General features: G+C 45.6%; 18 protein-coding genes, 2 tRNA genes and 3 rRNA genes. 8 read left to right on the top strand and 15 right to left on the bottom strand.

All coding sequences use genetic code 11. The features are described from left to right. Nucleotides 1-46: 46 nt before the first annotated feature. From aceA to gmhB, 9 genes are all read right to left on the bottom strand, one after another. Nucleotides 47-1354, bottom strand: a complete 1308-nt coding sequence (gene aceA, locus WDV74_RS02900; protein WP_338884482.1) for an isocitrate lyase — start codon at nt 1352-1354, stop codon at nt 47-49. A gap of 57 nt (nt 1355-1411) precedes the next feature. Then, complete coding sequence (gene aceB / locus WDV74_RS02895) at nt 1412-3010, bottom strand: malate synthase A (protein WP_338885522.1); 1599 nt, start codon at nt 3008-3010, stop codon at nt 1412-1414. A gap of 307 nt (nt 3011-3317) precedes the next feature. Then, on the bottom strand, nt 3318-4247 hold the full coding sequence (metA, locus tag WDV74_RS02890; protein ID WP_338884480.1) for a homoserine O-succinyltransferase: 930 nt from the start codon (nt 4245-4247) through the stop codon (nt 3318-3320). A gap of 442 nt (nt 4248-4689) precedes the next feature. Further along, nucleotides 4690-4805: ribosomal RNA gene (gene rrf / locus WDV74_RS02885) — 5S ribosomal RNA — on the bottom strand. Between the two features lie 89 nt (nt 4806-4894). After that, nucleotides 4895-7806: ribosomal RNA gene (locus WDV74_RS02880) — 23S ribosomal RNA — on the bottom strand. A 171-nt stretch (nt 7807-7977) separates the two neighbouring features. Beyond that, nucleotides 7978-8053, bottom strand: a tRNA-Ala gene (locus WDV74_RS02875). Nucleotides 8054-8073: 20 nt separating this feature from the next. Then, nucleotides 8074-8150, bottom strand: a tRNA-Ile gene (locus WDV74_RS02870). A gap of 66 nt (nt 8151-8216) precedes the next feature. Continuing rightward, nucleotides 8217-9758, bottom strand: a 16S ribosomal RNA gene (locus tag WDV74_RS02865). The 16S, 23S and 5S rRNA genes sit together here with 2 tRNA genes alongside, the layout of an rRNA operon. A gap of 366 nt (nt 9759-10124) precedes the next feature. Further along, nucleotides 10125-10691, bottom strand: coding sequence for a D-glycero-beta-D-manno-heptose 1,7-bisphosphate 7-phosphatase (gmhB, locus tag WDV74_RS02860; RefSeq protein ID WP_189759693.1), 567 nt, complete (start codon nt 10689-10691; stop codon nt 10125-10127). A 181-nt stretch (nt 10692-10872) separates the two neighbouring features. Here gmhB and metN point away from each other — a divergent pair, with 181 nt between their 5' ends. From metN to proS, 6 genes are all read left to right on the top strand, one after another. Continuing rightward, nucleotides 10873-11904, top strand: coding sequence for a methionine ABC transporter ATP-binding protein MetN (metN, locus tag WDV74_RS02855; protein WP_338884479.1), 1032 nt, complete (start codon nt 10873-10875; stop codon nt 11902-11904). Then, on the top strand, nt 11897-12550 hold the full coding sequence (locus WDV74_RS02850; protein WP_273558544.1) for a methionine ABC transporter permease MetI: 654 nt from the start codon (nt 11897-11899) through the stop codon (nt 12548-12550). The genes metN and WDV74_RS02850 overlap by 8 nt, the downstream gene beginning before the upstream one ends. A gap of 166 nt (nt 12551-12716) precedes the next feature. Then, a complete protein-coding gene (locus WDV74_RS02845) occupies nt 12717-13532 on the top strand; it encodes a MetQ/NlpA family lipoprotein (RefSeq protein ID WP_273558546.1) in 816 nt (271 codons plus the stop codon). A gap of 88 nt (nt 13533-13620) precedes the next feature. Beyond that, nucleotides 13621-14016: an Rcs stress response system protein RcsF gene (gene rcsF, locus WDV74_RS02840; RefSeq protein WP_338884478.1), complete on the top strand. Its 396-nt coding sequence runs from the start codon at nt 13621-13623 to the stop codon at nt 14014-14016. Between the two features lie 22 nt (nt 14017-14038). Continuing rightward, entirely contained in the window at nt 14039-14746 is a 708-nt protein-coding gene (gene tsaA, locus WDV74_RS02835; RefSeq protein ID WP_338884477.1) for a tRNA (N6-threonylcarbamoyladenosine(37)-N6)-methyltransferase TrmO, read from the top strand. Between the two features lie 77 nt (nt 14747-14823). Beyond that, nucleotides 14824-16545 (top strand): proline--tRNA ligase, encoded by a 1722-nt coding sequence (proS, locus tag WDV74_RS02830; protein ID WP_338884476.1) that lies wholly within the window; start codon nt 14824-14826, stop codon nt 16543-16545. An 81-nt stretch (nt 16546-16626) separates the two neighbouring features. Here proS and nlpE read toward each other — a convergent pair whose 3' ends face one another. Together nlpE and WDV74_RS02820 are read right to left on the bottom strand one after the other, a co-directional pair. Next, nucleotides 16627-17310, bottom strand: a complete 684-nt coding sequence (nlpE, locus tag WDV74_RS02825) for an envelope stress response activation lipoprotein NlpE (protein ID WP_338884474.1) — start codon at nt 17308-17310, stop codon at nt 16627-16629. A 107-nt stretch (nt 17311-17417) separates the two neighbouring features. Further along, nucleotides 17418-18626 carry a transposase gene (locus WDV74_RS02820; protein ID WP_338883137.1) on the bottom strand — a complete coding sequence of 403 codons (1209 nt, stop codon included), beginning with the start codon at nt 18624-18626 and terminating at the stop codon, nt 17418-17420. Nucleotides 18627-18648: 22 nt separating this feature from the next. On the opposite strand from WDV74_RS02820, the gene tnpA reads away from it, so the two are divergent. Beyond that, on the top strand, nt 18649-19065 hold the full coding sequence (tnpA, locus tag WDV74_RS02815; RefSeq protein ID WP_338885521.1) for an IS200/IS605 family transposase: 417 nt from the start codon (nt 18649-18651) through the stop codon (nt 19063-19065). Between the two features lie 263 nt (nt 19066-19328). Beyond that, nucleotides 19329-19592, top strand: coding sequence for a Rho-binding antiterminator (gene rof / locus WDV74_RS02810; protein WP_193851781.1), 264 nt, complete (start codon nt 19329-19331; stop codon nt 19590-19592). 129 nt (nt 19593-19721) lie between these two features. Here the strand turns inward: rof and tilS are convergent, their stop codons facing one another. The 4 genes from tilS to dnaE form a co-directional block, all read right to left on the bottom strand. After that, nucleotides 19722-21068, bottom strand: a complete 1347-nt coding sequence (gene tilS, locus WDV74_RS02805; RefSeq protein ID WP_338884473.1) for a tRNA lysidine(34) synthetase TilS — start codon at nt 21066-21068, stop codon at nt 19722-19724. A gap of 31 nt (nt 21069-21099) precedes the next feature. Then, on the bottom strand, nt 21100-22017 hold the full coding sequence (locus tag WDV74_RS02800) for a DMT family transporter (RefSeq protein WP_338884472.1): 918 nt from the start codon (nt 22015-22017) through the stop codon (nt 21100-21102). A gap of 215 nt (nt 22018-22232) precedes the next feature. Continuing rightward, the gene (gene accA, locus WDV74_RS02795) at nt 22233-23192 is read right to left on the bottom strand and encodes an acetyl-CoA carboxylase carboxyl transferase subunit alpha (RefSeq protein ID WP_273558560.1); all 960 of its coding nucleotides are present in this window, start codon (nt 23190-23192) and stop codon (nt 22233-22235) included. Between the two features lie 12 nt (nt 23193-23204). Next, the gene (gene dnaE, locus WDV74_RS02790) at nt 23205-26687 is read right to left on the bottom strand and encodes a DNA polymerase III subunit alpha (RefSeq protein ID WP_338884471.1); all 3483 of its coding nucleotides are present in this window, start codon (nt 26685-26687) and stop codon (nt 23205-23207) included. Between the last annotated feature and the right edge of the window lie 6 nt (nt 26688-26693).

The following is a 26693-nucleotide window of genomic DNA, read 5'->3' as shown; positions in this document are numbered from 1 at the left end:
TATTGGAATTCCCCCACAATTTGCTACCTCAATCAGGATAATGAACTTAGAATTGCTGTTCTTCAGTTGATCCGGTTAATGCAGTCACAGAAGAACCCTCTCCCTGAATAATCGTGGTCACCTTATCAAAATATCCCGTACCAACTTCCTGCTGATGTGAGGAGAATGTATAACCATGGTCAAGGGCAGCAAATTCTTGTTCCTGAACTTTTTCAACATAATGTTTCATTCCTTCACCACGTGCGTAATCGTAGGCCAAATCAAACATGTTGAACCACATGCTATGTATACCCGCGAGTGTGATGAACTGGAATTTATATCCCATCGCAAATAACTGATCCTGGAAACTGGAGATCGTTTTATCATCCAGATGCTTTTTCCAGTTGAAAGAAGGCGAACAGTTATAAGCTAACAACTTGCCAGGATATTTAGCATGGATGGCTTCAGCAAAACAACGAGCAGCTTCAATATCCGGTGTCGAGGTTTCGCACCAGACAACATCGGCGTAAGGCGCATAAGCCAATCCACGACTGATAGCTTGTTCAATACCAGCACGGGTGCAATAGAAACCTTCACAGGTTCGTTTGCCAGTAATGAACGTTTTGTCATAAGGATCACAATCTGAAGTCAGTAAATCTGCTGCATCTGCGTCAGTGCGAGCGATTAGCAAGGTGGGTACACCAGAGACATCAGCCGCTAATCGTGCAGCGACCAACTTCTGAATAGCCTCTTGAGTCGGAACCAAGACTTTCCCACCCATGTGTCCACATTTTTTCACTGCCGCCAGTTGATCTTCAAAATGCACTGCCGCGGCACCAGCCTCGATCATCGCTTTCATCAGTTCAAATGCGTTCAATACCCCACCAAACCCCGCTTCTGCATCAGCGACAATCGGCAGGAAATAGTCAATATACTCTTGACTATCTGGCTCGATACCACTTGACCATTGGATCTGATCTGCACGACGGAAGCTATTATTAATACGTTTGATTACATTAGGAACAGAATCAACAGGATACAATGATTGATCAGGATACATGCTCGCTGCGGTGTTCGCATCTGCCGCCACTTGCCAGCCGGAAAGATAAACCGCCTCAATACCTGCTTTAGCTTGTTGAAGTGCCTGGCCGCCTGTCAGCGCCCCAAGCGCATTCACATAGCCTTTTTTTGCTTTACCATTCAACAAGTTCCATAATTTTTTCGCCCCCATTTGCGCTAAAGTATGTTCAGGATTAATCGAACCACGCAATTTGACGACGTCTTCAGCACTATATGGTCGAGTGACACCTTTCCAACGCGGTTGTTGCCACTCTTGTTCCAACTGAGCGATTTGTTGTTTCCGGGATATGGTCATGATGTTCTACTTCCTATTTTTAATTAATCGGATATTTTTGCCATTATTGTCTTTAAGCTAGTCTAATAACTGATAACCAGGTAATGTTAGGAAATCAATTAAGTTGTCCTGAGTGGTAATTCTTTCCATTAAATCAGAAGCTTCCATAAACCGTCCTTGATTAAAACGCAGCTCCCCAACTTCCTGTTTAATAACATCGAGTTCTTCTTTTAACATTTCTCTGAACAGTTCCTTTGTCACTTTTTTACCGTTAGAGAGTGATTTTTCATGGCGGATCCATTGCCAAATCGAAGTTCGGGAAATCTCTGCTGTAGCAGCATCTTCCATTAAACCGTAAATCGGTACACAGCCATTCCCCGAAATCCAGGCTTCTATGTACTGAACGGCAACTCGAATATTTGCGCGCATTCCCTCTTCTGTTCTTTCTCCCAAACAAGGCGCAAGTAATTGTTCAGCCGTAATCGCCTCATCTTCTTCACGTAAAACGGTTAATTGGTTGTGACGTTCTCCCAGCTTTGTGTCAAAAACCTCCATGACAATATCTGCAAGCCCTGGATGCGCCACCCATGTACCATCATGACCGTTATTGGCTTCCAGCTCTTTATCCGCTCTGACTTTGTCCAAAACCTGCTGATTTTGCACAGGATCTTTACTAGGAATAAATGCCGACATCCCGCCCATTGCAAATGCGCCACGTTTATGACAGGTTTTAATCAGCAAGCGAGAGTAAGCACTCAAGAAAGGTTGTGTCATCGTCACGGATTGACGATCCGGCAAAACGCGGTCAGCATGATTTTTCAGTGTCTTGATATAACTGAAAATATAATCCCAGCGCCCACAATTCAGGCCAACGATGTGATGACGCAAGTGATACAAAATTTCATCCATCTGGAATACGGCTGGCAAGGTTTCAATCAAAACCGTTGCCTTAATCGTACCTATTGGCAAATTGAAACGTGATTCTGTAAAACTGAAAACATCACTCCACCATTGTGCTTCATGGTAGCTCTGTATTTTAGGTAGATAAAAATAAGGACCACTGCCTTTTTGCAGTAATTTCTTATGATTCAAGTAGAAATAGAGAGCAAAATCAAACAACCCACCAGAAATCGGTTCGTTCTTGTAGAGGATATGTTTTTCTGATAGATGTAATCCCCTAACCCGGGCAATCAATACTGCAGGATCTGCTTTCAACTCATAACGCTTACCCTGCTCATTGGTATATGAGATAGTCCCATTGACAGCATCCCTTAAGTTAATCTGTCCATTGATAACCTTATCCCATTCAGGTGCCAATGAATCCTCAAAATCGGCCATAAATACTTTTACATTGGCATTTAAGGCATTGATGACCATCTTGCGCTCTACAGGACCGGTTATTTCAACTCGACGATCTTTGAGATCATCGGGTATTCCCTGAATTTTCCAATTCCCATTTCTAATGGAAGCTGTTTCCGAAATAAAGTCAGGTAATGAACCATTATCTATATTTTCCTGCCAACGTACACGTTCATTCAATAATTTTGTACGTCTGTCAGAAAATTCGATAATTAATTCTTCTAAAAAGCGAATAGATTCAGGTGATAACACCTGTTTCTCCGCCTCTCCAAAAGGTTTAATAAAGGTTAATTTTGTTGCTAATGCCTGCTGCATAATTTCCCCACTTCTCACATTTAAGCACTCATCTGCTTAAGAATAATCAATTAAAAAAATAAATCAAAAACAGTTTCCATTATTTTTAATAATTAAAATTAATTAAATATAATCAATAAATTAAGACAAGTTAAAGATAAAAAAAGTAAGGAAATAAATTCCGAAAAATTCCACTCAACAATGTTAAGTTTTTGTTATGCATGAAAAATCACGGTTGATGATTGAACGACAGCAACGGAAGGAAAATTAACAAAATGAGAAGTGTCTCGCTTCAGCAACCCCTCATTTTTATTTAAAATTTAAATTGGGTTTAATCTAAGGTAGGGTTCATAAAAGCAAGATCGTATGGCGTAATTTGGTAGACATAGTAATTCAACCAATTTAAAAATAGTAAATGGCCGTGACTACGCCAAGATGCAACAGGTTTATTTGCAGGATCGTTATCCGGGAAGTAATTGACCGGCAACTTTGGTTCCAAACCTGCATTACGATCACGCCAATATTCCGCAGCTAATGTCCCTACATCATATTCAGGATGCCCTGTTACAAATACTAATCTCTTATCTTTACTGGCAAATAAATAGGCTCCAGCCTCTTCTGAACGGGCTAAAATATCTAAATCCGTATGTTCACGAATAAGAGATTCAGGAAAATCAGCAAAACGCGAGTGAGGAGCAAAAAATGTTTCGTCAAATCCACGGGTTAACAATGCCAGAGGATTTAAAGTTGAATGAGAATAAACACCAGAGAGTTTAGTTTTTCGGGTATGCTTGGGAAGTTGATAAAGAACTTTTAATGCAGCTTGAACCGCCCAACAAACAAAAAGTGTCGAAGTAACATGTTCTTTTGCCCAAGTCACTATTTTTTCAACTTCACTCCAATACACCACATCTTCAAATTCAATAAGTCCTAACGGGGCGCCTGTGACAATCAATCCATCAAAATTTTGATCTTTTATTGAATCAAAATCACAATAAAAAGTATCCAGGTGTTCAGCAGGGGTATTCTTACATTGACGACTATCAATGCGCAGCAATTGAATATCGATTTGAAGCGGTGTGTTAGACAATAAGCGAATAAACTGGTTTTCTGTTTCTATCTTCTTTGGCATTAAGTTGAGCAGCAATACCTTCAATGGACGAATATTCTGAATATTGGCCCGTGTTGACGTCATAACAAAGATGTTTTCATTGCGAAGAGCATTCACCGCAGGTAATTCATCTGGTACACGAATTGGCATTGCTTAAAACCTCGACTATTTAGTTTTTACCTTTAGACTTCTAGATAGCCAAATTTACCCCAAACGGAAGGAAAATGTCGAGTTATTGTACTCAAATTGAAATTATTTCATTTTATTATATGGAAAATAGTTATCAGAATAAGGGAGAAAAGTTAAGGTGATATTAGTCATAATACGATGTAACCAATATCAACCTTTCATTAATAAAATTAAAGATAGGCAGAGTTCATAACTTGGAGGTTCAAACAATCTTTAAACGCCTGATAACTCTGTTTGCTTAGCTGCTCAGGGTAGCTTAAGACAAACGGCCCTGATGACTTCTCTGCTCATGTAAAGGAAAAGCCGTGTTATAGAGTTCATTGATGAGGTCAAAATTGATTTTTCCAAACACCCAAACGCAAAAAAGCCATCCGATGACGGATGGCTTCTCTGGCTAATTGATGTCTGGCAGTGCCCTACTCTCACATGGGGAGACCCCACACTACCATCGGCGCTACGGCGTTTCACTGCTGAGTTCGGCATGGGGTCAGGTGGGACCACCGCGCTATTGCCGCCAGACAAATCCTGTTTTCAATCCCGAACAAGCTGCTTTTCTACGCTGAAACCCGTCTCTCTCTTTCCACTCCCGAAAACCCCTTCGGTGTTGTCAGGTTAAGCCGCACGGTTCATTAGTACCGGTTAGCTCAACGTCTCGCAACGCTTACACACCCGGCCTATCCACGTCCTCGTCTCGAACGTTCCTTCAGTACCCTCTAGGGGTAAGGGAAGACTCATCTTAAGGCAAGTTTCCCGCTTAGATGCTTTCAGCGGTTATCTCTTCCGCACTTAGCTACCGGGCAGTGCCATTGGCATGACAACCCGAACACCAGTGGTGCGTCCACTCCGGTCCTCTCGTACTAGGAGCAGCCCCTTGCAATCTTCCAACGCCCACGGCAGATAGGGACCGAACTGTCTCACGACGTTCTAAACCCAGCTCGCGTACCACTTTAAATGGCGAACAGCCATACCCTTGGGACCTACTTCAGCCCCAGGATGTGATGAGCCGACATCGAGGTGCCAAACACCGCCGTCGATATGAACTCTTGGGCGGTATCAGCCTGTTATCCCCGGAGTACCTTTTATCCGTTGAGCGATGGCCCTTCCATGCAGAACCACCGGATCACTAAGACCTACTTTCGTACCTGCTCGAGCCGTCACTCTCGCAGTCAAGCTAGCTTATGCCTTTGCACTAACCTCACGATGTCCGACCGTGATTAGCTAACCTTCGTGCTCCTCCGTTACACTTTGGGAGGAGACCGCCCCAGTCAAACTACCCACCAGACACTGTCCGCAACCCGGATAACGGGCCGGCGTTAGAACATCAAACATTCAAGGGTGGTATTTCAAGGATGGCTCCATGCAGACTGGCGTCCACACTTCCAAGCCTCCCACCTATCCTACACATCAAGGCTCCATGTTCAGTGTCAAGCTATAGTAAAGGTTCACGGGGTCTTTCCGTCTTGCCGCGGGTACACTGCATCTTCACAGCGAGTTCAATTTCACTGAGTCTCGGGTGGAGACAGCCTGGCCATCATTACGCCATTCGTGCAGGTCGGAACTTACCCGACAAGGAATTTCGCTACCTTAGGACCGTTATAGTTACGGCCGCCGTTTACTGGGGCTTCGATCAAGAGCTTCTCGCCGAGGCGATAACCCCATCAATTAACCTTCCAGCACCGGGCAGGCGTCACACCGTATACGTCCACTTTCGTGTTTGCACAGTGCTGTGTTTTTATTAAACAGTTGCAGCCAGCTGGTATCTGCGACTGGCCTCGGCTCCGGAAGCAGGTTCCTTCACCTAACGCCAGCGTGCCTTCTCCCGAAGTTACGGCACCATTTTGCCTAGTTCCTTCACCCGAGTTCTCTCAAGCGCCTGAGTATTCTCTACCTGACCACCTGTGTCGGTTTGGGGTACGATGGACCCGAATCTGGAGCTTAGGGGCTTTTCCTGGAAGCGGGGCATCAGCAACTTCAGCACCGTGGTGCCTCGTCATCGTGCCTCAGTGTTGTGGCTAACCGGATTTGCCAAGTTAGCCCACCTACACACTTAAACCGGGACGACCGTCGCCCGGCTTGCCTAGCCTTCTCCGTCCCCCCATCGCAATTCGGGCCCGTACAGGAATATTAACCTGTTTCCCATCGACTACGCTTTTCAGCCTCGCCTTAGGGGTCGACTCACCCTGCCCCGATTAACGTTGGACAGGAACCCTTGGTCTTCCGGCGAGCGGGTTTTTCACCCGCTTTATCGTTACTTATGTCAGCATTCGCACTTCTGATACCTCCAGCCCACCTCACAGTGGACCTTCAACGGCTTACAGAACGCTCCCCTACCCAACGACACTTACATGTCGCTGCCGCAGCTTCGGTGCATGGTTTAGCCCCGTTACATCTTCCGCGCAGGCCGACTCGACCAGTGAGCTATTACGCTTTCTTTAAATGATGGCTGCTTCTAAGCCAACATCCTGGCTGTCTGAGCCTTCCCACTTCGTTTCCCACTTAACCATGACTTGGGGACCTTAGCTGGCGGTCTGGGTTGTTTCCCTCTTCACGACGGACGTTAGCACCCGCCGTGTGTCTCCCGTGATAACATTCTTCGGTATTCGCAGTTTGCATCGGGTTGGTAAGTCGGGATGACCCCCTAGCCGAAACAGTGCTCTACCCCCGAAGATGAATTCACGAGGCGCTACCTAAATAGCTTTCGGGGAGAACCAGCTATCTCCCGGTTTGATTGGCCTTTCACCCCCAGCCACAAGTCATCCGCTAATTTTTCAACATTAGTCGGTTCGGTCCTCCAGTTAGTGTTACCCAACCTTCAACCTGCCCATGGCTAGATCACCGGGTTTCGGGTCTATACCCTGCAACTTAACGCCCCGTTAAGACTCGGTTTCCCTGCGGCTCCCCTATGCGGTTAACCTTGCTACAGAATATAAGTCGCTGACCCATTATACAAAAGGTACGCAGTCACCCTGATAAATCAAGGCTCCCACTGCTTGTACGTACACGGTTTCAGGTTCTTTTTCACTCCCCTCGCCGGGGTTCTTTTCGCCTTTCCCTCACGGTACTGGTTCACTATCGGTCAGTCAGGAGTATTTAGCCTTGGAGGATGGTCCCCCCATATTCAGACAGGATAACACGTGTCCCGCCCTACTCATCGAACTCACAGCCTGTGTCTCTTCGTGTACGGGACTATCACCCTTTACTGTGCGCCTTTCCAGGCGCTTCCACTGACACACACACTGATGCTGGTTCTGGGCTCCTCCCCGTTCGCTCGCCGCTACTGGGGGAATCTCGGTTGATTTCTTTTCCTCGGGGTACTGAGATGTTTCAGTTCCCCCGGTTCGCCTCATTAACCTATGGATTCAGTTAATGATGGTGCAACGGATTGCACCGGGTTTCCCCATTCGGACATCGCCGGCTGATAGCGCTTCATATCAGCTCACCGGCGCTTTTCGCAGATTAGCACGTCCTTCATCGCCTCTGACTGCCTAGGCATCCACCGTGTACGCTTAGTCGCTTAACCTCACAACCCGAAGAAGTCTTCCGGTCGGAGTGTTGAGAGTTTCACCAATGTTATCATTCCATAACACTGACGGTTTCAAATTTTCAGCTTGTTCCAGATTGTTAAAGAGCAATGATTTCACAACACACCGCGTTTGATGCGTTCTGAAATCATTAAAATGAAGAAGAGTCATGGTGGAGCTAAGCGGGATCGAACCGCTGACCTCCTGCGTGCAAGGCAGGCGCTCTCCCAGCTGAGCTATAGCCCCATGTCACCGGACAGCAAAATTGGTAGGCCTGAGTGGACTTGAACCACCGACCTCACCCTTATCAGGGGTGCGCTCTAACCACCTGAGCTACAAGCCTATTTCGTTTCCGTCTCTTCTTTTATCAGACAATCTGTGTGGGCACTGCACAATCACTATCGTTTGGTAAGGAGGTGATCCAACCGCAGGTTCCCCTACGGTTACCTTGTTACGACTTCACCCCAGTCATGAATCACAAAGTGGCAAGCGCCCTCCAAAAGGTTAAGCTACCTGCTTCTTTTGCAACCCACTCCCATGGTGTGACGGGCGGTGTGTACAAGGCCCGGGAACGTATTCACCGCAGCATGCTGATCTGCGATTACTAGCGATTCCGACTTCATGGAGTCGAGTTGCAGACTCCAATCCGGACTACGACAGACTTTATGAGGTCCGCTTGCTCTCGCGAGGTCGCTTCTCTTTGTATCTGCCATTGTAGCACGTGTGTAGCCCTACTCGTAAGGGCCATGATGACTTGACGTCATCCCCACCTTCCTCCGGTTTATCACCGGCAGTCTCCCTTGAGTTCCCACCCGAAGTGCTGGCAACAAAGGATAAGGGTTGCGCTCGTTGCGGGACTTAACCCAACATTTCACAACACGAGCTGACGACAGCCATGCAGCACCTGTCTCACGGTGCCCGAAGGCACTCCCGCATCTCTGCAGAATTCCGTGGATGTCAAGAGTAGGTAAGGTTCTTCGCGTTGCATCGAATTAAACCACATGCTCCACCGCTTGTGCGGGCCCCCGTCAATTCATTTGAGTTTTAATCTTGCGACCGTACTCCCCAGGCGGTCGATTTAACGCGTTAGCTCCGGAAGCCACAGCTCAAGGCCACAACCTCCAAATCGACATCGTTTACAGCGTGGACTACCAGGGTATCTAATCCTGTTTGCTCCCCACGCTTTCGCACCTGAGCGTCAGTCTTCGTCCAGGGGGCCGCCTTCGCCACCGGTATTCCTCCACATCTCTACGCATTTCACCGCTACACGTGGAATTCTACCCCCCTCTACGAGACTCTAGCCAACCAGTCTTAGATGCCATTCCCAGGTTAAGCCCGGGGATTTCACATCTAACTTAATTGGCCGCCTGCGTGCGCTTTACGCCCAGTAATTCCGATTAACGCTTGCACCCTCCGTATTACCGCGGCTGCTGGCACGGAGTTAGCCGGTGCTTCTTCTGTGGGTAACGTCAATCACAAGGTGTATTCGACCCTGTGCCTTCCTCCCCACTGAAAGTACTTTACAACCCGAAGGCCTTCTTCATACACGCGGCATGGCTGCATCAGGCTTGCGCCCATTGTGCAATATTCCCCACTGCTGCCTCCCGTAGGAGTCTGGGCCGTGTCTCAGTCCCAGTGTGGCTGGTCATCCTCTCAGACCAGCTAGGGATCGTCGCCTAGGTGGGCCATTACCCCACCTACTAGCTAATCCCATCTGGGTTCATCCGAAGGCGTGAGGCCCGAAGGTCCCCCACTTTGCTCCTTAGAGATTATGCGGTATTAGCCACCGTTTCCAGTGGTTATCCCCCGCCCTCGGGCAGATCCCCAGACATTACTCACCCGTCCGCCGCTCGCCGGCAGGAAAGCAAGCTCTCCCCCGCTGCCGCTCGACTTGCATGTGTTAGGCCTGCCGCCAGCGTTCAATCTGAGCCATGATCAAACTCTTCAATTAAAAGTTTGATGCTCAAAGAATTTCACTGTTAGTTCATAATGAATTAACTGCTTAGTCACTCTTTAAGACTTTAATCTTTTTTGCCTTGCGGCAATTCGATAGTCTCTTGCGAGTGCCCACACAGATTGTCTGATTAACTTGTTAAAGAGCGTTGGCAACCGGAAGCGTCTTCCGGGTTGCGAGGCTGCGTATCTTACGCTTTCCTCTTACCGTGTCAAGCCTTATTTCCCAGGGCTTTTCACGTTGTCATCCCGACCGGTTTGTATGTTTGTCGTGACAACGGAAGCGCATTATAGGGAGCCTTCTAATTTAGGCAAGTCTTTTTTGTGATTTTTTATTTAAACGTTCACAATTTAGCCCAAAAGGTCATTTTTGCCTATTTTTTATTACATTTGGTAAATCTGACAAGCTATTAACGACCAAATCCGCAGTTTGTTCTGCTTCTTCTGTTATCGGTTTTCCTGTACGAACGAGAACTCTGGTTCCAACTTTTGCCGCCTTAGCTGCCAACATATCTTCTATTTTATCCCCTACCATATAAGAAGAGGACATATCGATATGTAATGTTTTCTGCGCATCTAACAACATACCTGGTTGTGGTTTACGACAGTCGCAGTTCTTCTTATATCCTTCATCTTCTGCTTCTGGATGATGCGGACAATAATAGATACCATCAAGATCAACACCTCTATCCGCCAATGACCAATCCATCCATTCTGTTAATTGCATAAACTGATCTTCAGTAAAAATCTTACGTGCAATACCTGACTGATTGGTCACTAAAACCAGAGCATAGCCCATTTTTTTCAATTCAAGCATGGCTTCAATAGCACCATCAATAAATTGAAAATTATCTATCTCATGTACATAACCATGATCGATGTTAATTGTGCCGTCACGATCTAAAAATACGGCGGGAATACCTTGAGTCACCTGATTACTCCAAGAATGTATCAAGTGGACAGTATCGCATGATTTATTACTGATTGAGAATGCAGCATTTAATTTATTCCTAGTTGACTTAGACGTCTAGACGCCTTAACATCCACTTTAATTCATGACTTGTTGAAATGTTCTCAAGTCATTCATCTTTTTTACATCTAATAAGAAAAAAATGATAAGACTGACTCAGATAAATAAGATATTTCAACAAGGGACGCGCACGATAAAAGCGCTTTCAGATATCAACCTACATGTCCCACAGGGACAAATATATGGCGTTATTGGTTCTTCCGGTGCGGGCAAAAGTACCTTAATTCGCTGTGTAAATATGCTTGAACGGCCGACTTCTGGTCAGGTATTAGTGGCAGGGCAGGATCTTACTTCCCTTTCAGAACGTGAGCTAACGCATGCGCGTCGCCATATTGGCATGATTTTCCAGCACTTTAATTTGTTGTCATCCAGAACCGTGTTTGGCAATGTTGCGTTACCTTTGGAACTTAATAACACACCTAAAGCCGAAATAAAGGCTAAAGTTAACGAATTGCTAGAGTTAGTTGGCCTTGCTGAAAAACATGATTCTTATCCTGCCAATTTATCAGGTGGTCAAAAGCAGCGTGTTGCTATTGCACGAGCCCTGGCAAACTCGCCCAAAGTGCTTTTGTGCGACGAAGCCACCAGCGCGCTGGATCCAGCAACAACACGTTCTATTCTGGAATTATTAAAAGACATTAACCGTCGACTGGGTTTGACCATTCTTCTTATTACCCATGAAATGGATGTCGTTAAACGTATTTGTGATCAAGTTGCTGTCATCAGTGGTGGACAATTGATCGAACAAGATGTTGTGAGCGAGATATTTTCGCATCCCAAAACGCCGGTTGCTCAGGAATTTATCAAATCTACGTTGCATTTGGATATTCCAGAAGATTACTTGCAGAAATTGCAACCGGAATACGCGCCTGATCGCAGTCCATTATTGAAGCTGGAGTTCACAGGTAAATCCGTTGATGCACCTGTAATCTCGATAGCCGTGCGCCGCTTTAATATCGACATCAGCATATTAAGTTCCCAAATTGACTACGCCGGCGGGGTGAAATTTGGGGTCATGCTGGCTGAATTAGATGGGGAAAGCGATAGCATTAAATCAACAATTGCATTTTTAGAAGAGCATCATGTGAAAGTAGAGGTTCTCGGTTATGTCTGAAGGAATGATTTTATTATTAGCTAAAGGAGTCTGGGAAACCCTCGTTATGACTTTCGTCTCTGGTTTCTTTGGCTTTGTTATTGGATTGCCAGCGGGTGTACTTCTATATGTTACCCGTCCTGGGCAGATAATTGAAAATGGTACGCTTTATCGCATACTTTCTGCATTGGTAAATATTACGCGTTCAATACCTTTTATTATTTTATTGGTATGGATGATCCCATTTACCCGTCTGATTGTAGGAACATCAATCGGTTTGCAGGCAGCCATTGTTCCGCTGACTGTGGGTGCTGCACCGTTTATTGCCCGCATGGTGGAAAATGCATTGTTAGAAATTCCGACTGGCTTAATTGAAGCGGCACGTGCAATGGGAGCAACGCCGTTTCAGATTGTCAAAAAGATTTTATTGCCGGAAGCCTTACCAAGTTTGATTAATGCCGCAACCATAACTTTAATTACATTGGTTGGTTATTCCGCAATGGGTGGCGCTGTTGGTGCCGGTGGTTTAGGCCAGATTGGTTATCAATATGGTTATATCGGCTACGATGCAACAATAATGAATACCGTATTAGCATTATTAGTTGTTTTAGTGTTCTTGATTCAGATCAGCGGTGATCGTTTAGCAAAAACCGTCAATCGTAAATAAATTGTTTTCAACAAAGTGGCAAGGCTTATACCTATACCCAACAAATTTCAAGTTGCCGCAGACAAAGCAGCAACTTGGAAGATGAAGGGAATAAGAGCCTCAATATAGTAGTACGCAGTAACTTGATAAGACAGGTTATAAATCAGTATTCAATAGGGGTGAAAATATGTCAGTAAAATTGAAATCTATTGCAGCAATCAGTGCATTATTAGGTACATTAATTCTTGCGGGTTGCGGACAGGAACAACGTGATCCAAACCATATCAAGGTTGGCGTTATTGCAGGACCTGAACTTAAAGTTGCTGAAGTGGCTAAACAAGTGGCTAAAGATAAATATGGCCTTGATGTCGAACTGACAACATTCAATGATTACGTTCTGCCAAATGAATCATTGAGCAAGGGCGATATTGATGTGAATGTTTTCCAGCATAAGCCTTTTTTAGATCAGCAAGTGAAAGAACGTAACTATAAATTAGCAATTGTTGGTAACTCTTTCATTTTCCCAATGGCGGCATACTCTAAAAAAATTAAGTCACTGGATGAATTGCAAGAGGGTTCTCAAATTGCCATCCCTAACGATCCAACGAACCAAGGCCGCGCTCTGCTGTTATTACAAAAACAAGGTCTTATCACTCTGAAAGAGGGTGTGGGGCTGCTGCCAACTATTTTGGACATCACCAGCAATCCTAAGCACCTGGATATTGTACAGTTGGAAGGTCCACAATTGCCACGCTCACTGGACGACCAAAAGATTGTTTTCGCTATTATCAATAACACTTATGCAGGGCAAATTGGTTTAACACCAGAGCAAGATGGCATCTTTGTTGAAGATAAAGATTCACCTTACGTAAATCTCATTGTCAGTCGCGAAGACAATAAGGACGCTGAGAACGTGCAAAAATTTGTAAAAGCGTACCAATCTCCAGAAGTAGCAAAAGAAGCCAATGAAGCCTTCAAGGGTGGAGCAATAAAAGGCTGGTAACCTTTCCTATTCAGTTAATCAAGATTAAAATCATTGGGTGGATATTTTTATATCCACCCATTTTTAATTTTAATGAGGATCCAACTCGATGCGTGTGTTACCTGTCTGTTTCATGGCGCTCTTTATCGCTGGGTGTACTTCACCGTCAACCCAGTTCAATAAATCTGGTATGTCAGATCCGAAGTTGAAACATCAGTCAGTCAAAAAAAGCAAGGCACCCTCTTATGTCCGTCTCTATACCAAGCCGGATGAGCTTTTAGGTGTTCCATTTAAAGAGTTAGGTATTGTAGCCGGAGAATCCTGCCGTAATACGTTGCAAGACTCTCCCGCCAGTATTGCAACCGCACGACAAAATATGCTGACAAGGGCATCTTATCTAAACGCAAATGCAGTTTTACTTCATCAATGTGCAATTTTACCGGGTCAGGGTTGTTACCAAATTGCCATCTGTGAAGGCACTGCCTTACTGACAACCAATAAATAATTGTGATTAATAAAAAGCGCTTATGGCAGATTTTCAGTTTACGCAAATAGGGACCATTCATTCTCCTTACAAAGAGAAATTTGCCATTCCCCGCCAGCCGGGTTTGGTCGAAGATGGTACAGGGCAGCTAGAGTTACTTGCGCCTTACAATCAGGTTGATGCAGTACGCGGGTTGGAGCAGTTCAGTCATTTGTGGATTATTTTTGTCTTCCATCAAACCATGGCGGGTGGCTGGAATCCATTAGTGCGCCCACCCCGTTTAGGCGGAAATGCCAAAATGGGTGTTTTTGCCACCCGTTCCACCTTCCGCCCCAACCCAATTGGCATGTCACTGGTGGAATTGAGAGATATTCAGTGCAAGAACAACCGCGTCATTCTGGAACTGGGTAGTTTGGATTTGGTGGATGGGACACCGGTTATCGACATCAAGCCCTACCTGCCTTTTGCCGAATCGCGACCAGAAGCCAAGGCGGGTTTTGCCCAGGCAGCACCAGAGGCAGATATGGCAGTGAATTTCTCACCAGAGGCGGAATACCAACTTTTATCCCACAAAGCCCATTATCCTCATTTGAAGCGCTTTATCAGCCAAGTATTAGCGCAAGATCCTCGTCCTGCCTACCGTAAAAACACGCAGGAAGACCGCATATACGCTGTTCATCTCTTGGATTTTAACGTCCGCTGGCGCGTTTTTAATGCCATAACAGAAGTGGTTTCTATCGAACACCGCTAAAACTCCTTTTGACATCGCAAGCTCACTGGTAGACTAGCGATTTGTCTTTATTTTTCGCTATCCAATGGAAACTTACTATGCGTACTAGCCAATATCTGCTCTCTACGTTAAAAGAGACACCTGCTGATGCAGAAGTCGTCAGTCATAAACTGATGCTTCGTGCTGGAATGATCCGTAAACTCGCTTCAGGGCTGTACAACTGGATGCCGACAGGTGTCCGCACGTTGAGAAAAGTTGAAAACATTGTTCGCGAAGAGATGAACAATGCAGGAGCGGTTGAAGTTTCCATGCCAGTAGTTCAGCCAGCAGATTTGTGGCAGGAAAGTGGCCGTTGGGAACAATATGGCCCAGAATTACTGCGTTTTGTTGATCGCGGTGAACGCCCTTTCGTTTTGGGACCAACCCATGAAGAAGTTATCACTGATCTGGTTCGTAACGAAGTCACTTCCTATAAGCAGCTTCCACTGAACCTGTTCCAGATCCAGACCAAATTCCGTGATGAAGTTCGTCCACGTTTTGGTGTTATGCGTTCACGTGAATTTATCATGAAAGATGCATACTCTTTCCACACCAGCCAAGAGTCCCTGCAAGAAACTTACGATAAGATGTACGATGCCTACAGCAAGATCTTTACCCGCATCGGCTTAGATTTCCGTGCAGTTCTGGCTGATACAGGTTCAATCGGTGGCAGTGCTTCCCATGAATTCCAGGTTCTGGCAGACAGTGGTGAAGATGATATCGTTTTCTCTACCGAGTCTAACTATGCAGCTAATATTGAATTGGCTGAAGCAGTGATGCCCTCTCAAGAGCGTGCGGCTCCGTCTGAAGAAATTCGCCTGGTTGATACACCAAACGCCAAAACGATTGCTGAACTGGTAGAACAATTTAATCTGCCAATTGAAAAAACCGTTAAGACACTGCTCGTTCATGCTACAGAAGAAAGCGGGCATAAATTAGTTGCCTTGCTGGTACGCGGTGATCATGAGCTGAATGAGATCAAGGCAGAAAAACTGTCTTTGGTCGCCAGCCCACTGACTTTCGCGACTGAAGAAGAAATCCGCGCCATCGTGAAAGCTGGCCCAGGCTCTTTAGGACCAGTCAACCTGCCGATGCCTGTCATTATTGACCGCAGCGTATCTGTCATGAGTGATTTTGGTGCTGGCGCCAATATTGATGACAAACACTATTTCGGCATTAACTGGGAGCGTGATTTAGCATTACCAGAAGTGGCTGATATCCGTAATGTCGTTGAAGGTGACACCAGCCCAGACGGTAAAGGAACGCTGTTAATCAAGCGTGGTATTGAAGTTGGTCACATCTTCCAATTAGGCACCAAATACTCTGACGCTTTGAAAGCCACTGTACAAAATGAAGATGGGCACAATCAAGTTATCACTATGGGATGCTATGGGATTGGTATCACCCGTATCGTTGCAGCAGCCATTGAACAGAACCACGATGATCGTGGCATTATCTGGCCAGATGCTATTGCCCCATTCCAGGTAGCCATCCTGCCAATGAACATGCACAAATCTTACCGCGTGAAAGAAGTCGCTGAAAAATTATATGCCGACTTACGTGCCAACGGCATTGATGTCATTTTCGATGATCGTAAAGAACGCCCTGGTGTTATGTTTGCGGATATGGAACTGATCGGTGTACCACATACTCTGGTTATCGGTGATCGTAATTTAGATAACGGTGAGATCGAATATAAATACCGCCGTACTGGTGATAAGCAGATGCTGAAACTGGAAAATATCGTTGATTACCTGAAAGGCCATATTCAACCAGCTTAATTTTGTTTGTCAGCTTTAATTAAGAGAACCTGCGTATTCATTACGCAGGTTTTTCAAAAGATTATGCGTCGCTGTTATACGTTATTTCTTAGTATGGCAGGAAGAAGCCTTATCAAAACGAATTTTACCTGTTTGGACCACGGCATTATCAAACAAACCATCTTCCATTGAAGGGCGAACCGTATAATAGCCCTCTATTTCTACATAAACAGGGGTTCCACCTTCGACTCCCGTGGCGCTATAGCCACGTTCTAAATCGATATTTTCCGCCGCATCATAACGCCTTCCTGTACCACATTCCGTAAAGAGCGCGGAATCAGCAAAATAGCTGTACTCTCCGGCCAGTTTTTTCGGTTTGACTTTATCTAATTCATAATTAAAATCTGATTGAATTGGCTCGCCGTCGATATCCAGCATAACCAGGTTTTCGCCTTTCATCTGATAATAAGATTTTTGGCCATCTTGCTGACTTAAGACAATCTTTTTACCATCCATCACCCAATGACCGGTTTCAAAGAATGTATTTTCCCCGTGTTTAGCTTCCAGATAGGTTCGCCCCAATATATATGTCCCATCTTTAGCAAGTTGTAAGGTGGTTTCGATACCTGCACAATCCGCACAAGGTACAACACCACTAAACACGTTTTCGGTTGGCGGAGACTTTTCCTCAGATACAGGGCTATCCTGGGTTACGGAGGTATTCTGGCATCCTGTAGCGGTGAATACACCAGCAACCAACAATGCAAGCAATATTTTTTTATTCATCATTTGATCCAATAAATTCAAAAAGATAATTACTGACCTCCAAGCAAAGCATAAACTTTACCTATTGACATCCTCCCCGCCCTAAAGGACGGGGATTCCTACAGCGTTCAGACCGAAGCCTGACTCACCTCGGTGGGTTCCTGCTTCAACGGGCGGTCTGACTGCACCATCCCTCCACAGGCAAGCACGGCATGTCCTGCCGCTAAAATATTACGTGCGGCGTTTACATCCGCGTTCGCGGTGTAGCCGCATACCTGACACACGAATTGACTTTGCGTCTGACGGTTTTCTTTCGCCGTATGACCACAGCAGGCACACCGCTGGCTGGTGTATGCCGGAGGTATCGCCACTACCTGACCACCGCGCCAGAGCTGCTTGTACTCAAGCTGACGGCGCATTTCATGCCAGCCTTGATCCCGTATCGAGCGGTTCAAGCCTGATTTGCCTCTGACGTTTCTTCCGTGCTTCTCTGCCGTGCCTTTTGCCGATTTCGACATGTTACTGACCTTCAAGTCTTCAATGACGATCATCGCGTGGTTTTTGCTGATTTCACTGGTGACTTTGTGAAGGTAGTCGCGCCGGATATTGGCAATGTGCGAGTGCAAACCCTGGATTTTCCGTTTTTGTTTCTGCCAGTTTGCGCTGAATTTTACTTTGCGACTCAACTGCCGCTGGAGTGTTGCCAGCTTACGTTGGTTTGCTTTGAAGCTGCTTACTGGCTGATATACCGTGCCATCTGAAAGCGTGGCAAGTTTTGTTACTCCGGCATCCAGTCCGACCATTGATTCTGCATTGTGAGCAGGGTCAGTCACTTCGTATTCAGTCTGGATACTGACGTACCATTTGCCGCATGACTGGCTGACCGTGACGTTTTTCACTTCGCCAATGACTTCACGGCTGTTGCGATAGCGTATCCACCCTAACTTTGGCAACGAGATTCGACTGTTGGGCTGATCGAGCTTCACGCCCTGCGGGTAGCGGAATGAGTCATGTTGACCACGTTTTTTGAAGCGGGGGAATGCAGCCCGCTTCTGGAAGAAATTTTTGTAGCCGCGCTCCAGATCTTTCAGTGACTGCTGCAACGGTTGCGAGGGAGATTCTTTCAGCCATTGTGTTTCAGGTACGGATTTCCACTCAATCAGCCATGAAGCCATTTTGGTGTAGGGGAGATATTTATTCCCTGCTGCAGGGTTCTCATTCTGGAGTGCCAGTGCACGGTTAAAAACGAAGCGACAAGCCCCTGCGAAGCGTCGCATATCGCGCTCCTGCTGACCATTTGGTCTTAACTGGAATTTGAAGGCTTGAAGTCGTATCATGACTATCATTATACTTTGGTCTATGACAAAAGAAACTGATATTCGACGCGGAAGACACGGTGTTTTCCTGATGCAAGTCCACTTGGTATTCGTCGCCAAGTATCGACGAAAGATATTCGATCTTGATGCCATCGAAAAGCTACGCAGCTACTTTAGCAGCGTATGTGCTGATTTTGGGGTTGAACTGGTTGAAATGGACGGCGAATACGACCACGTGCATTTGCTGATCAACTCCCCGCCAAAGCTCGCAGTATCGAATCTGGTCAACAGTCTTAAAGGCGTTTCCAGCAGGCTGCTTCGGCGTGACCGTCCAGATATTGCTCTACGCTATTACTACAAAGGCGTTCTGTGGACACCGAGCTATTTTGCAAGCAGTTGCGGAGGTGCGCCGATCTCGATCATCCGGCAATACATCGAGCAGCAGAAAACACCAGGTTAGTCGGAAAACCGCGCCTGATAAAATTGACATTACTCTACTGGGTTCCAAAATGCACGGAGAGAGCAATCGAATAGCATGACTTTATTTTATTGCATAATGGTAAGATACCGGTTTTATCTGCTTTTTGTTTACACGAAAGTCTCACCGACTTATTCGTAATAACGGGAAGCTTACTGTGCTATAGTCGTAAGTAGCATTTTGCATTTGATTTTGGTCAATCACGGGCGGCACGATAACCGCCACTAACATAGTGGTGAGCAAATATGTCTATAGATAACGAAGAATATCAACCAATTAACTGTGATGATTACGATAACCTTGAGCTAGCATGCCAACGCCAGCTACATTTGCATCTCCAATTGCGAGATGGTGAAACACTTGAAGGAAAAGCTAATAAGTTGATTTTAAGAAAAAAAATTGAATATCTTCTCGTCGATTCAAATGAAGGAACCCGTGAATTAAGGTTAGATTACATTATTAGTTTCAGCAATCCAGAAATTGGAACGATTGTTATCGAGCATTCTTAAATCTGATCGCGAATAACGATTAGCACCTTTTGCCAAAAGTCCTTATCTTAATAAGGACTTTTTATGTAAAAAAATCTATAAATCAATGAGTAATCCGCTATAGCCCACGCTATGTCACTCACCCTGCCATTAAATATGGTGGGTAATTTTCTTCCACTGAACTGAAATTCCTTCGTCATCAGGCAAATTCTGCCCTTCTTTAGTGATAAAAACCCCCAACGCGGCTATCAGTTTTTCGTTGTAATAGAGCAAAGGTGTTCTCTCTCTGAGCCAAGGCGCAACCCCAAATTCTTGCCACAGTTTTTTACTGTGGCGGGAATGTTGTCGTCCCACAATACTAATATTCCCCTGAACACCAAAACGAATTGTCACTTGCTCATTACCGGTTGGCTTTCTCACTGTCATGCCATTTTCTTTAGCGCAGAGCAGCATTCCCAACCCATCTGGTAACGTCAATGCCTGCTGTAAATCCCACGCAAGAATAGTTCCCGCCAGATTTTGATATTGCGGAAGTAGCCAAAGTTGCTGCCGATAACGACGAATGTCATAGGATCCTAACCTAAAACGCGGTTCTGCATCTTGTCTGGCGAGTGCCACTTCTGACCAAATGCGTTGAAGCTGCTCTCGTGCCGGCATTTTTACCCCACACTGACTGAGCCATCGCCGCAACAATGCATTTCGTTTTGCTTCAGAACTGCCTTCCAAAGGAGGAATGGATATCGCCCCTTCCGCAGTAATCAATGAATCCAAAGATTCTTGCAGCAATTCATCCAGTAATTGTTCTTGCTCACCACACAAACTGGCACTACGGGAAACTGCCTGGGAAAAATGAGGCCAACGCTGATTGAGTAATGGCATGATATTCAGGCGCAGGAAATTACGGTCATAACGATCATCTTGATTACTGTCATCCTCTACCCATTGTAATTTTTGTGTCTGTGCATATTCTTCCAATTCTGCACGGCTTACATTTAGCAATGGACGAATTAATGTCGTTCCTGCAAATGGCATTCTGGCAGGCATGGAAGATAATCCTGCCGGACCACTGCCCCGTTTCAATGCTAATAAGAACGTTTCTGCCTGATCATCAAGATGTTGTGCTGTGATTAAAATTTCATCCTGCTGTAACTCACGTTGGAAAGCGTGATAACGCGCATTGCGAGCCGCAGCTTCAATCCCATTCAGGCGAGTATCAAGTTGGACTTTTTCGGTTCGGAAATCCACCTGCCAATCGGCACAAACTTGGCGACAATGTTCGACCCATAAATCCGCCTTTAAGTTTAAGCCATGGTGAATATGGATTGCCCTTAACGCCATTGGTTCGCTACTCCATTGATGAGATTGGGTTCGCAAACGAACAAGCAGATGCAACAATACGCTGGAGTCCAATCCACCGCTAAATCCAACCAAAATCTTTTTATGCTGGCCAATTTGGTCTGCCAACGTCATAAGCAAAAGATCATGCATATTTGCCATTATGGAACCAAACCTTTCTTCATTTTCCTGCTCAATCCTCAATCAGATCATCCATCAATTCATTTTGTTTGGCATTTTTTCTCTTAGCACTGATGCAGAGTAATCCAGAAATGATAACCAGCGCTAACCCAATCACATAGGCAGGGACAAACGCATCACCAAAAAACAAAATAATCCACATCATCGACAAGACAGGGGATAAAAATAAAATTGAGGCAACCTTATGGGAATCAGGGCCATTCATGGCCTTAAACCAAATAATATAAGAGATTCCATTCAGTATGATGCCGTTAAGTAATGTTGGCATCAGTGAATCACCGACAGGCAAGTTAATTCGGCTAAAAGCAAACATAAATACCGCGGAAACTAAGGTAGAACAGAGGAATACCCAGAATGTACTAATATAGGGATCAATAGCATACTGCCTCGATAATACTGACATTAATGCAAAACAAAACGATCCGCTAAATACCAGCAACAATGCCTGCGGATGTTCCACCGCAATCTCGGTGATATTTCCTTTCGTGAAAGTGATCATAACAGCCATAAAGCCCATTGCAATGCCAATCATCTGCTTGATCGTCAATGTTTCTTTAAACAAGAAAAATGACAATCCAATAATCATTAACGGCCAGCTATATTGGATCACCAAGACAGCAACACCATTTTCAATGGAATAACCATAGTAAAGCAGTAAATAAAAGAAACAGTCCAAAGCACCTAAGATCAATACCTTAAGCATAACGGGCAAAGGGATAAATAAAAGCGTCTTCCAACTTCTGCCCATCATGAGGGCAACGATAAATACGGCCAAAACAGACAAAATATTTGACCAGAATAAGTATTGGAAGTGATCCATCTCTTTCTGACCAAAACGTGATATAGAAGGAATAAAACTCCAGATAAACACACAAGAAAACGCATAAATAATATATTTATATTTGGCCATAGAAAAACTCAACTTATTATTTTAAAGCCCAGCCTACGAGGCGCCTATTCCATCCCAATGCCATCAGGCATGATAATATTAGATTATATATGCGTTACCTTTTAAGTTGCTCATTATAAGACAACATAACTCATTGTTTCTCCCCGCGTAGCGGGGAGAAATCACACGCATCTTGAAGTTAGATTGGTATATTAGCGAGTAAAAAACTTTAGACCTTAGCAATAACCGTACTGCATTAAGTGCTCATAACGGCGGTTAACTAATTCTTCACTGTCCAGTTCGCTCAACTCAGAAAGATCAGCTAACAATTGGGCTTTCAATGTTTCAGCGATTTCTTCATAGTTACGGTGCGCACCACCCAATGGCTCAGGAATCACAGTATCAATCAGATTCAGTTCTTTCAGACGTGGAGCCGTATTCCCCATGGCTTCCGCCGCCAATGGTGCTTTTTCAGCGCTTTTCCACAAAATGGATGCACAACCTTCAGGAGAGATGGTAGAGAAGGTGCTATATTGCAACATGTTGATTTTATCACCAACACTAAGCGCCAATGCGCCACCAGAGCCACCTTCGCCAATCACGGTGCAGATGATAGGAACAGAAAGATGGGACATTTCACGCAGGTTACGGGCAATGGCTTCTGACTGACCACGCTCTTCTGCACCGACCCCAGGATAGGCACCAGGTGTATCAATGAAAGTAATAATTGGCAATTTGAAACGCTCTGCCATCTCCATTAATCTCAACGCCTTGCGATAACCTTCCGGTGATGGCATACCAAAATTACGGCGGATCTTCTCTTTGGTTTCACGCCCTTTCTGGTGGCCTATTACCATGACAGGACGGCCATCAATACGCGCTAATCCGCCCACAATGGCCTTATCATCCGCATAGGCACGATCGCCCGCCAGCTCTTCAAAATCAGTAAAGATGCGCTGAATATAATCCAGTGTATAAGGACGCAGTGGATGACGTGACAGCTGGGAAATTTGCCATGCCCCTAAATCAGCGAAAATTTTGCGAGTCAGCTCCAGGCTTTTTTCCCGCAAACGCTGGATTTCTTCATCCAGATTGATATCTAGCTTTTCATCTTGACGGCTAACTGCGGTAAGCGAATCAATTTTCGCTTCCAGCTCGGCAATCGGCTGTTCAAAATCCAGAAAATTCAGACTCATAATGTTCCTATTCTAGTCAAATTCTAATTCTACCTGCTCATTACCCAGCAGAGTTCGCAGATCTGTCAAAAGGGTGTCTGTTGGCGTTACCCGCCATGTCGCCCCGAATCGTAAACGGGCGCGGGCATCCACCCGCTGGTAATAAAGATGAACCGGTATCGTACCTGAACGGTGTGGTTCCAATACCCCACGAAGACGGCTCAATAATTGTTCATCAATTTGCCTGTCCGATAACGAGATAGCAAGCCCACGTGCAAATTTTTCACGTGCCTCACTGATATCCATTAATTCACGAACGGTCATTTTAAGCCCACCGCTGAAGTCATCAAAGCTGACTTGTCCGGTGGCAATCAAAATCTTGTCTTGCTCTAATAAATGCTGATACCTTTCCAATGCATCAGAAAATAGCATGATCTCCAGACGTCCTGAACGATCATCCAATGTACTGATACCAATCCGGTTTCCCCGTTTGGTCGTCACTATTTTGGAAACTAATACCAAACCTACCACAGTTGTTACTTGGCCACGGGGTGTCGGGTTCACATCTTTTAGACGTAATCCATTGGTATATCGTTCAATCTCTTTCAAATAACCTGTAATTGGGTGTCCCGTTAAGTACAGTCCCAGCGTTTCCCGCTCACCATCCAATACCACCTGATCTGGCCATTTTGGGGTACTGGCATAGGAACGCTCAACTTGTTCTGGTTCTTCAGCCAACACGCCAAACATATCGGTTTGCCCCGTGGCTTCGGCTTTGGCATGTTGATCCGCTGCTTTCAGTGCCCCTTCCAAGGAAGACATCAATGCCGCACGATGTGGTCCCAACCGATCAAACGCACCGGACATGATCAGTTTTTCCATCACCCGACGGTTTATTTTTTTGGTATCAACACGTGCGCACAGGTCAAATAGCTCTTTGAAATGTCCTTCTTTCTGTCGGGCTTCGAGCATCGCTTCAATCGGTCCTTCACCCACACCTTTAATCGCACCAATGCCGTAAACAATTTCTCCATCATCATTGACATGGAAATGATACAAACCGCTATTAATATCAGGAGGAAGAACTTTCAACCCCATACGCCAGCACTCGTCCACCAGCCCAACGACTTTTTCGGTGTTATCCATATCTGCTGTCATCACGGCAGCCATAAATTCTGCCGGATAGTGCGCTTTCAACCACAACGTTTGGTAAGAAACCAGTGCATAAGCTGCGGAGTGAGATTTGTTAAAGCCATAACCCGCGAATTTCTCCACCAAATCGAAGATTTTCATCGCGAGCGTACCATCAACGCCCTGTTTTACCGCTCCCTCTTCAAATACCGACCGCTGTTTAGCCATCTCCTCTGGTTTTTTCTTACCCATTGCACGGCGCAACATATCTGCGCCGCCCAAGGTATAACCGGCCAAAACCTGTGCAATCTGCATCACCTGTTCCTGATACAGAATGATACCGTAAGTTGGTTCCAGTACAGGTTTTAAGGATTCGTGCTGCCATTCAACATCAGGATAGGATAGCTCTTCCCGACCATGTTTACGGTCGATAAAGTTATCTACCATGCCTGATTGCAACGGCCCGGGACGGAACAGTGCCACCAATGCGATCATGTCTTCAAAACAGTCAGGGCGCAGGCGTTTGATTAAGTCCTTCATTCCGCGCGATTCAAGCTGGAACACGGCCGTGGTTTCAGAGCGTTGCAGCATATCGAAACTTTTCTGATCATCCAGCGGAATAGCTGCGATATCAATCGGCTCCAGCCCTTTCCTGGCACGACGAGCATTCACCATCTCAAGTGCCCAGTTGATGATGGTCAGGGTTCTCAAGCCCAGGAAGTCAAACTTAACCAGGCCTGCGTATTCCACATCGTTTTTGTCAAACTGGGTAACCGGGTTTTGCCCTTCTGGATCACAGTAAATCGGCGCAAAATCAGTAATTTTAGTTGGTGCAATAACAACACCACCGGCATGTTTACCTGCGTTACGAGTGACACCTTCCAGTTTGCGCGCCATGTCTATCAGCGCTTTAACCTCTTCATCTGCTTCGTAAATTTCAGGTAGCTGTGGCTCGGCGGCAAACGCTTTTTCCAGCGTCATCCCCGGATCAGAAGGCACCAGTTTCGAGATTCGATCCACAAATCCATAAGGGTGTCCAAGTACACGCCCAACATCGCGGATAACCGCTTTCGCCGCCATCGTACCAAAAGTGATGATCTGCGATACCGCATCTCGTCCGTACATATCTGCAACGTGATCGATAACCTGATCGCGTTTTTCCATACAGAAATCGATGTCAAAATCTGGCATGGAAATACGTTCAGGGTTGAGGAAACGTTCAAACAGCAGATCGAATTCCAGCGGATCGAGGTCGGTAATTTTCAACGCATAAGCCACAAGGGAGCCGGCACCAGAACCTCGCCCTGGCCCAACGGGAACACCGTTGTCTTTCGACCACTGGATAAATTCCATTACGATCAGGAAGTAACCTGGGAATCCCATTTGGTTGATAACGTTCAGTTCAATAGCCAAACGTTCATCATATTCTGGCCGTTTTTGCGCCCTGACTTCCGGATCGGGGTAGAGAAATTCCAGACGCTCTTCCAACCCTTGCCTGGATTTTTCAATGAGGAAATCTTCAGTGCTCATTTCTCCCGTCGGAAATTGCGGCAGGAAATACTCACCAAGACGGATCGTGACATTACAGCGTTTAGCAATTTCTACGCTATTTTGTAGCGCTTCAGGAATGTCTGAGAAAAGCTCACACATCTCCTGTTCACTGCGTAGATATTGCTGAGGGCTGTAATTTTTAGGACGTTTCGGATCAGACAGCGTATACCCATCGTGGATAGCAACCCGAATCTCGTGGGCTTCAAAGTCTTCGCTTTCAAGAAAACAAACGTCATTGGTTGCCACAACAGGAAGATTTTTTTCTGACGCTAGTGCCACAGCCGCATGAAGATAGCTTTCTTCATCCTGACGTCCGGTACGGATCAACTCAAGGTAATAGCTGTCAGGAAAATGTTCCTGATAAAAATCGAGGCATTGCTCCGCCATCGCACGATTGCCACGCAGCAGGAATTTACCCACATCCCCCATGCGCCCACCCGATAGCAGAATCAACCCTGTTTTGTATTTCACCAGCCATTCCCGCTGGATAGTCGGGCCAATCGCGCCATAACCTTTTTGGTACGCTTGAGAGATCAGCAAAGTCAGATTTTTGTAACCTTCATTATCGCGGGCAAGGATCGTCAGGTGAGCATATTCATCTCCCAACAAATCACTTTCCACATAAAAATCTGCACCAATAATTGGCTTGATGCCGGCACCGTGGGCGCTGCCATAGAATTTCACCAATCCACATAAGTTGGTAAAATCCGTGATCGCAAAAGCTGGCATTCCCAATTTGGCGATTTTTTTCACCAATGGGCCGATCTTAGCCAAGCCATCAATCATTGAATAATCACTGTGAACACGTAAGTGTATAAAACGTGGTTCTGTCATAATCTG

The organism is Xenorhabdus sp. TH1, assembly GCF_037260955.1.
Lineage (GTDB): Bacteria > Pseudomonadota > Gammaproteobacteria > Enterobacterales > Enterobacteriaceae > Xenorhabdus > Xenorhabdus griffiniae.
The sequence above is the reverse complement of the archived record's forward strand: the minus strand, read 5'-3'. Positions and strand labels throughout refer to the sequence as shown.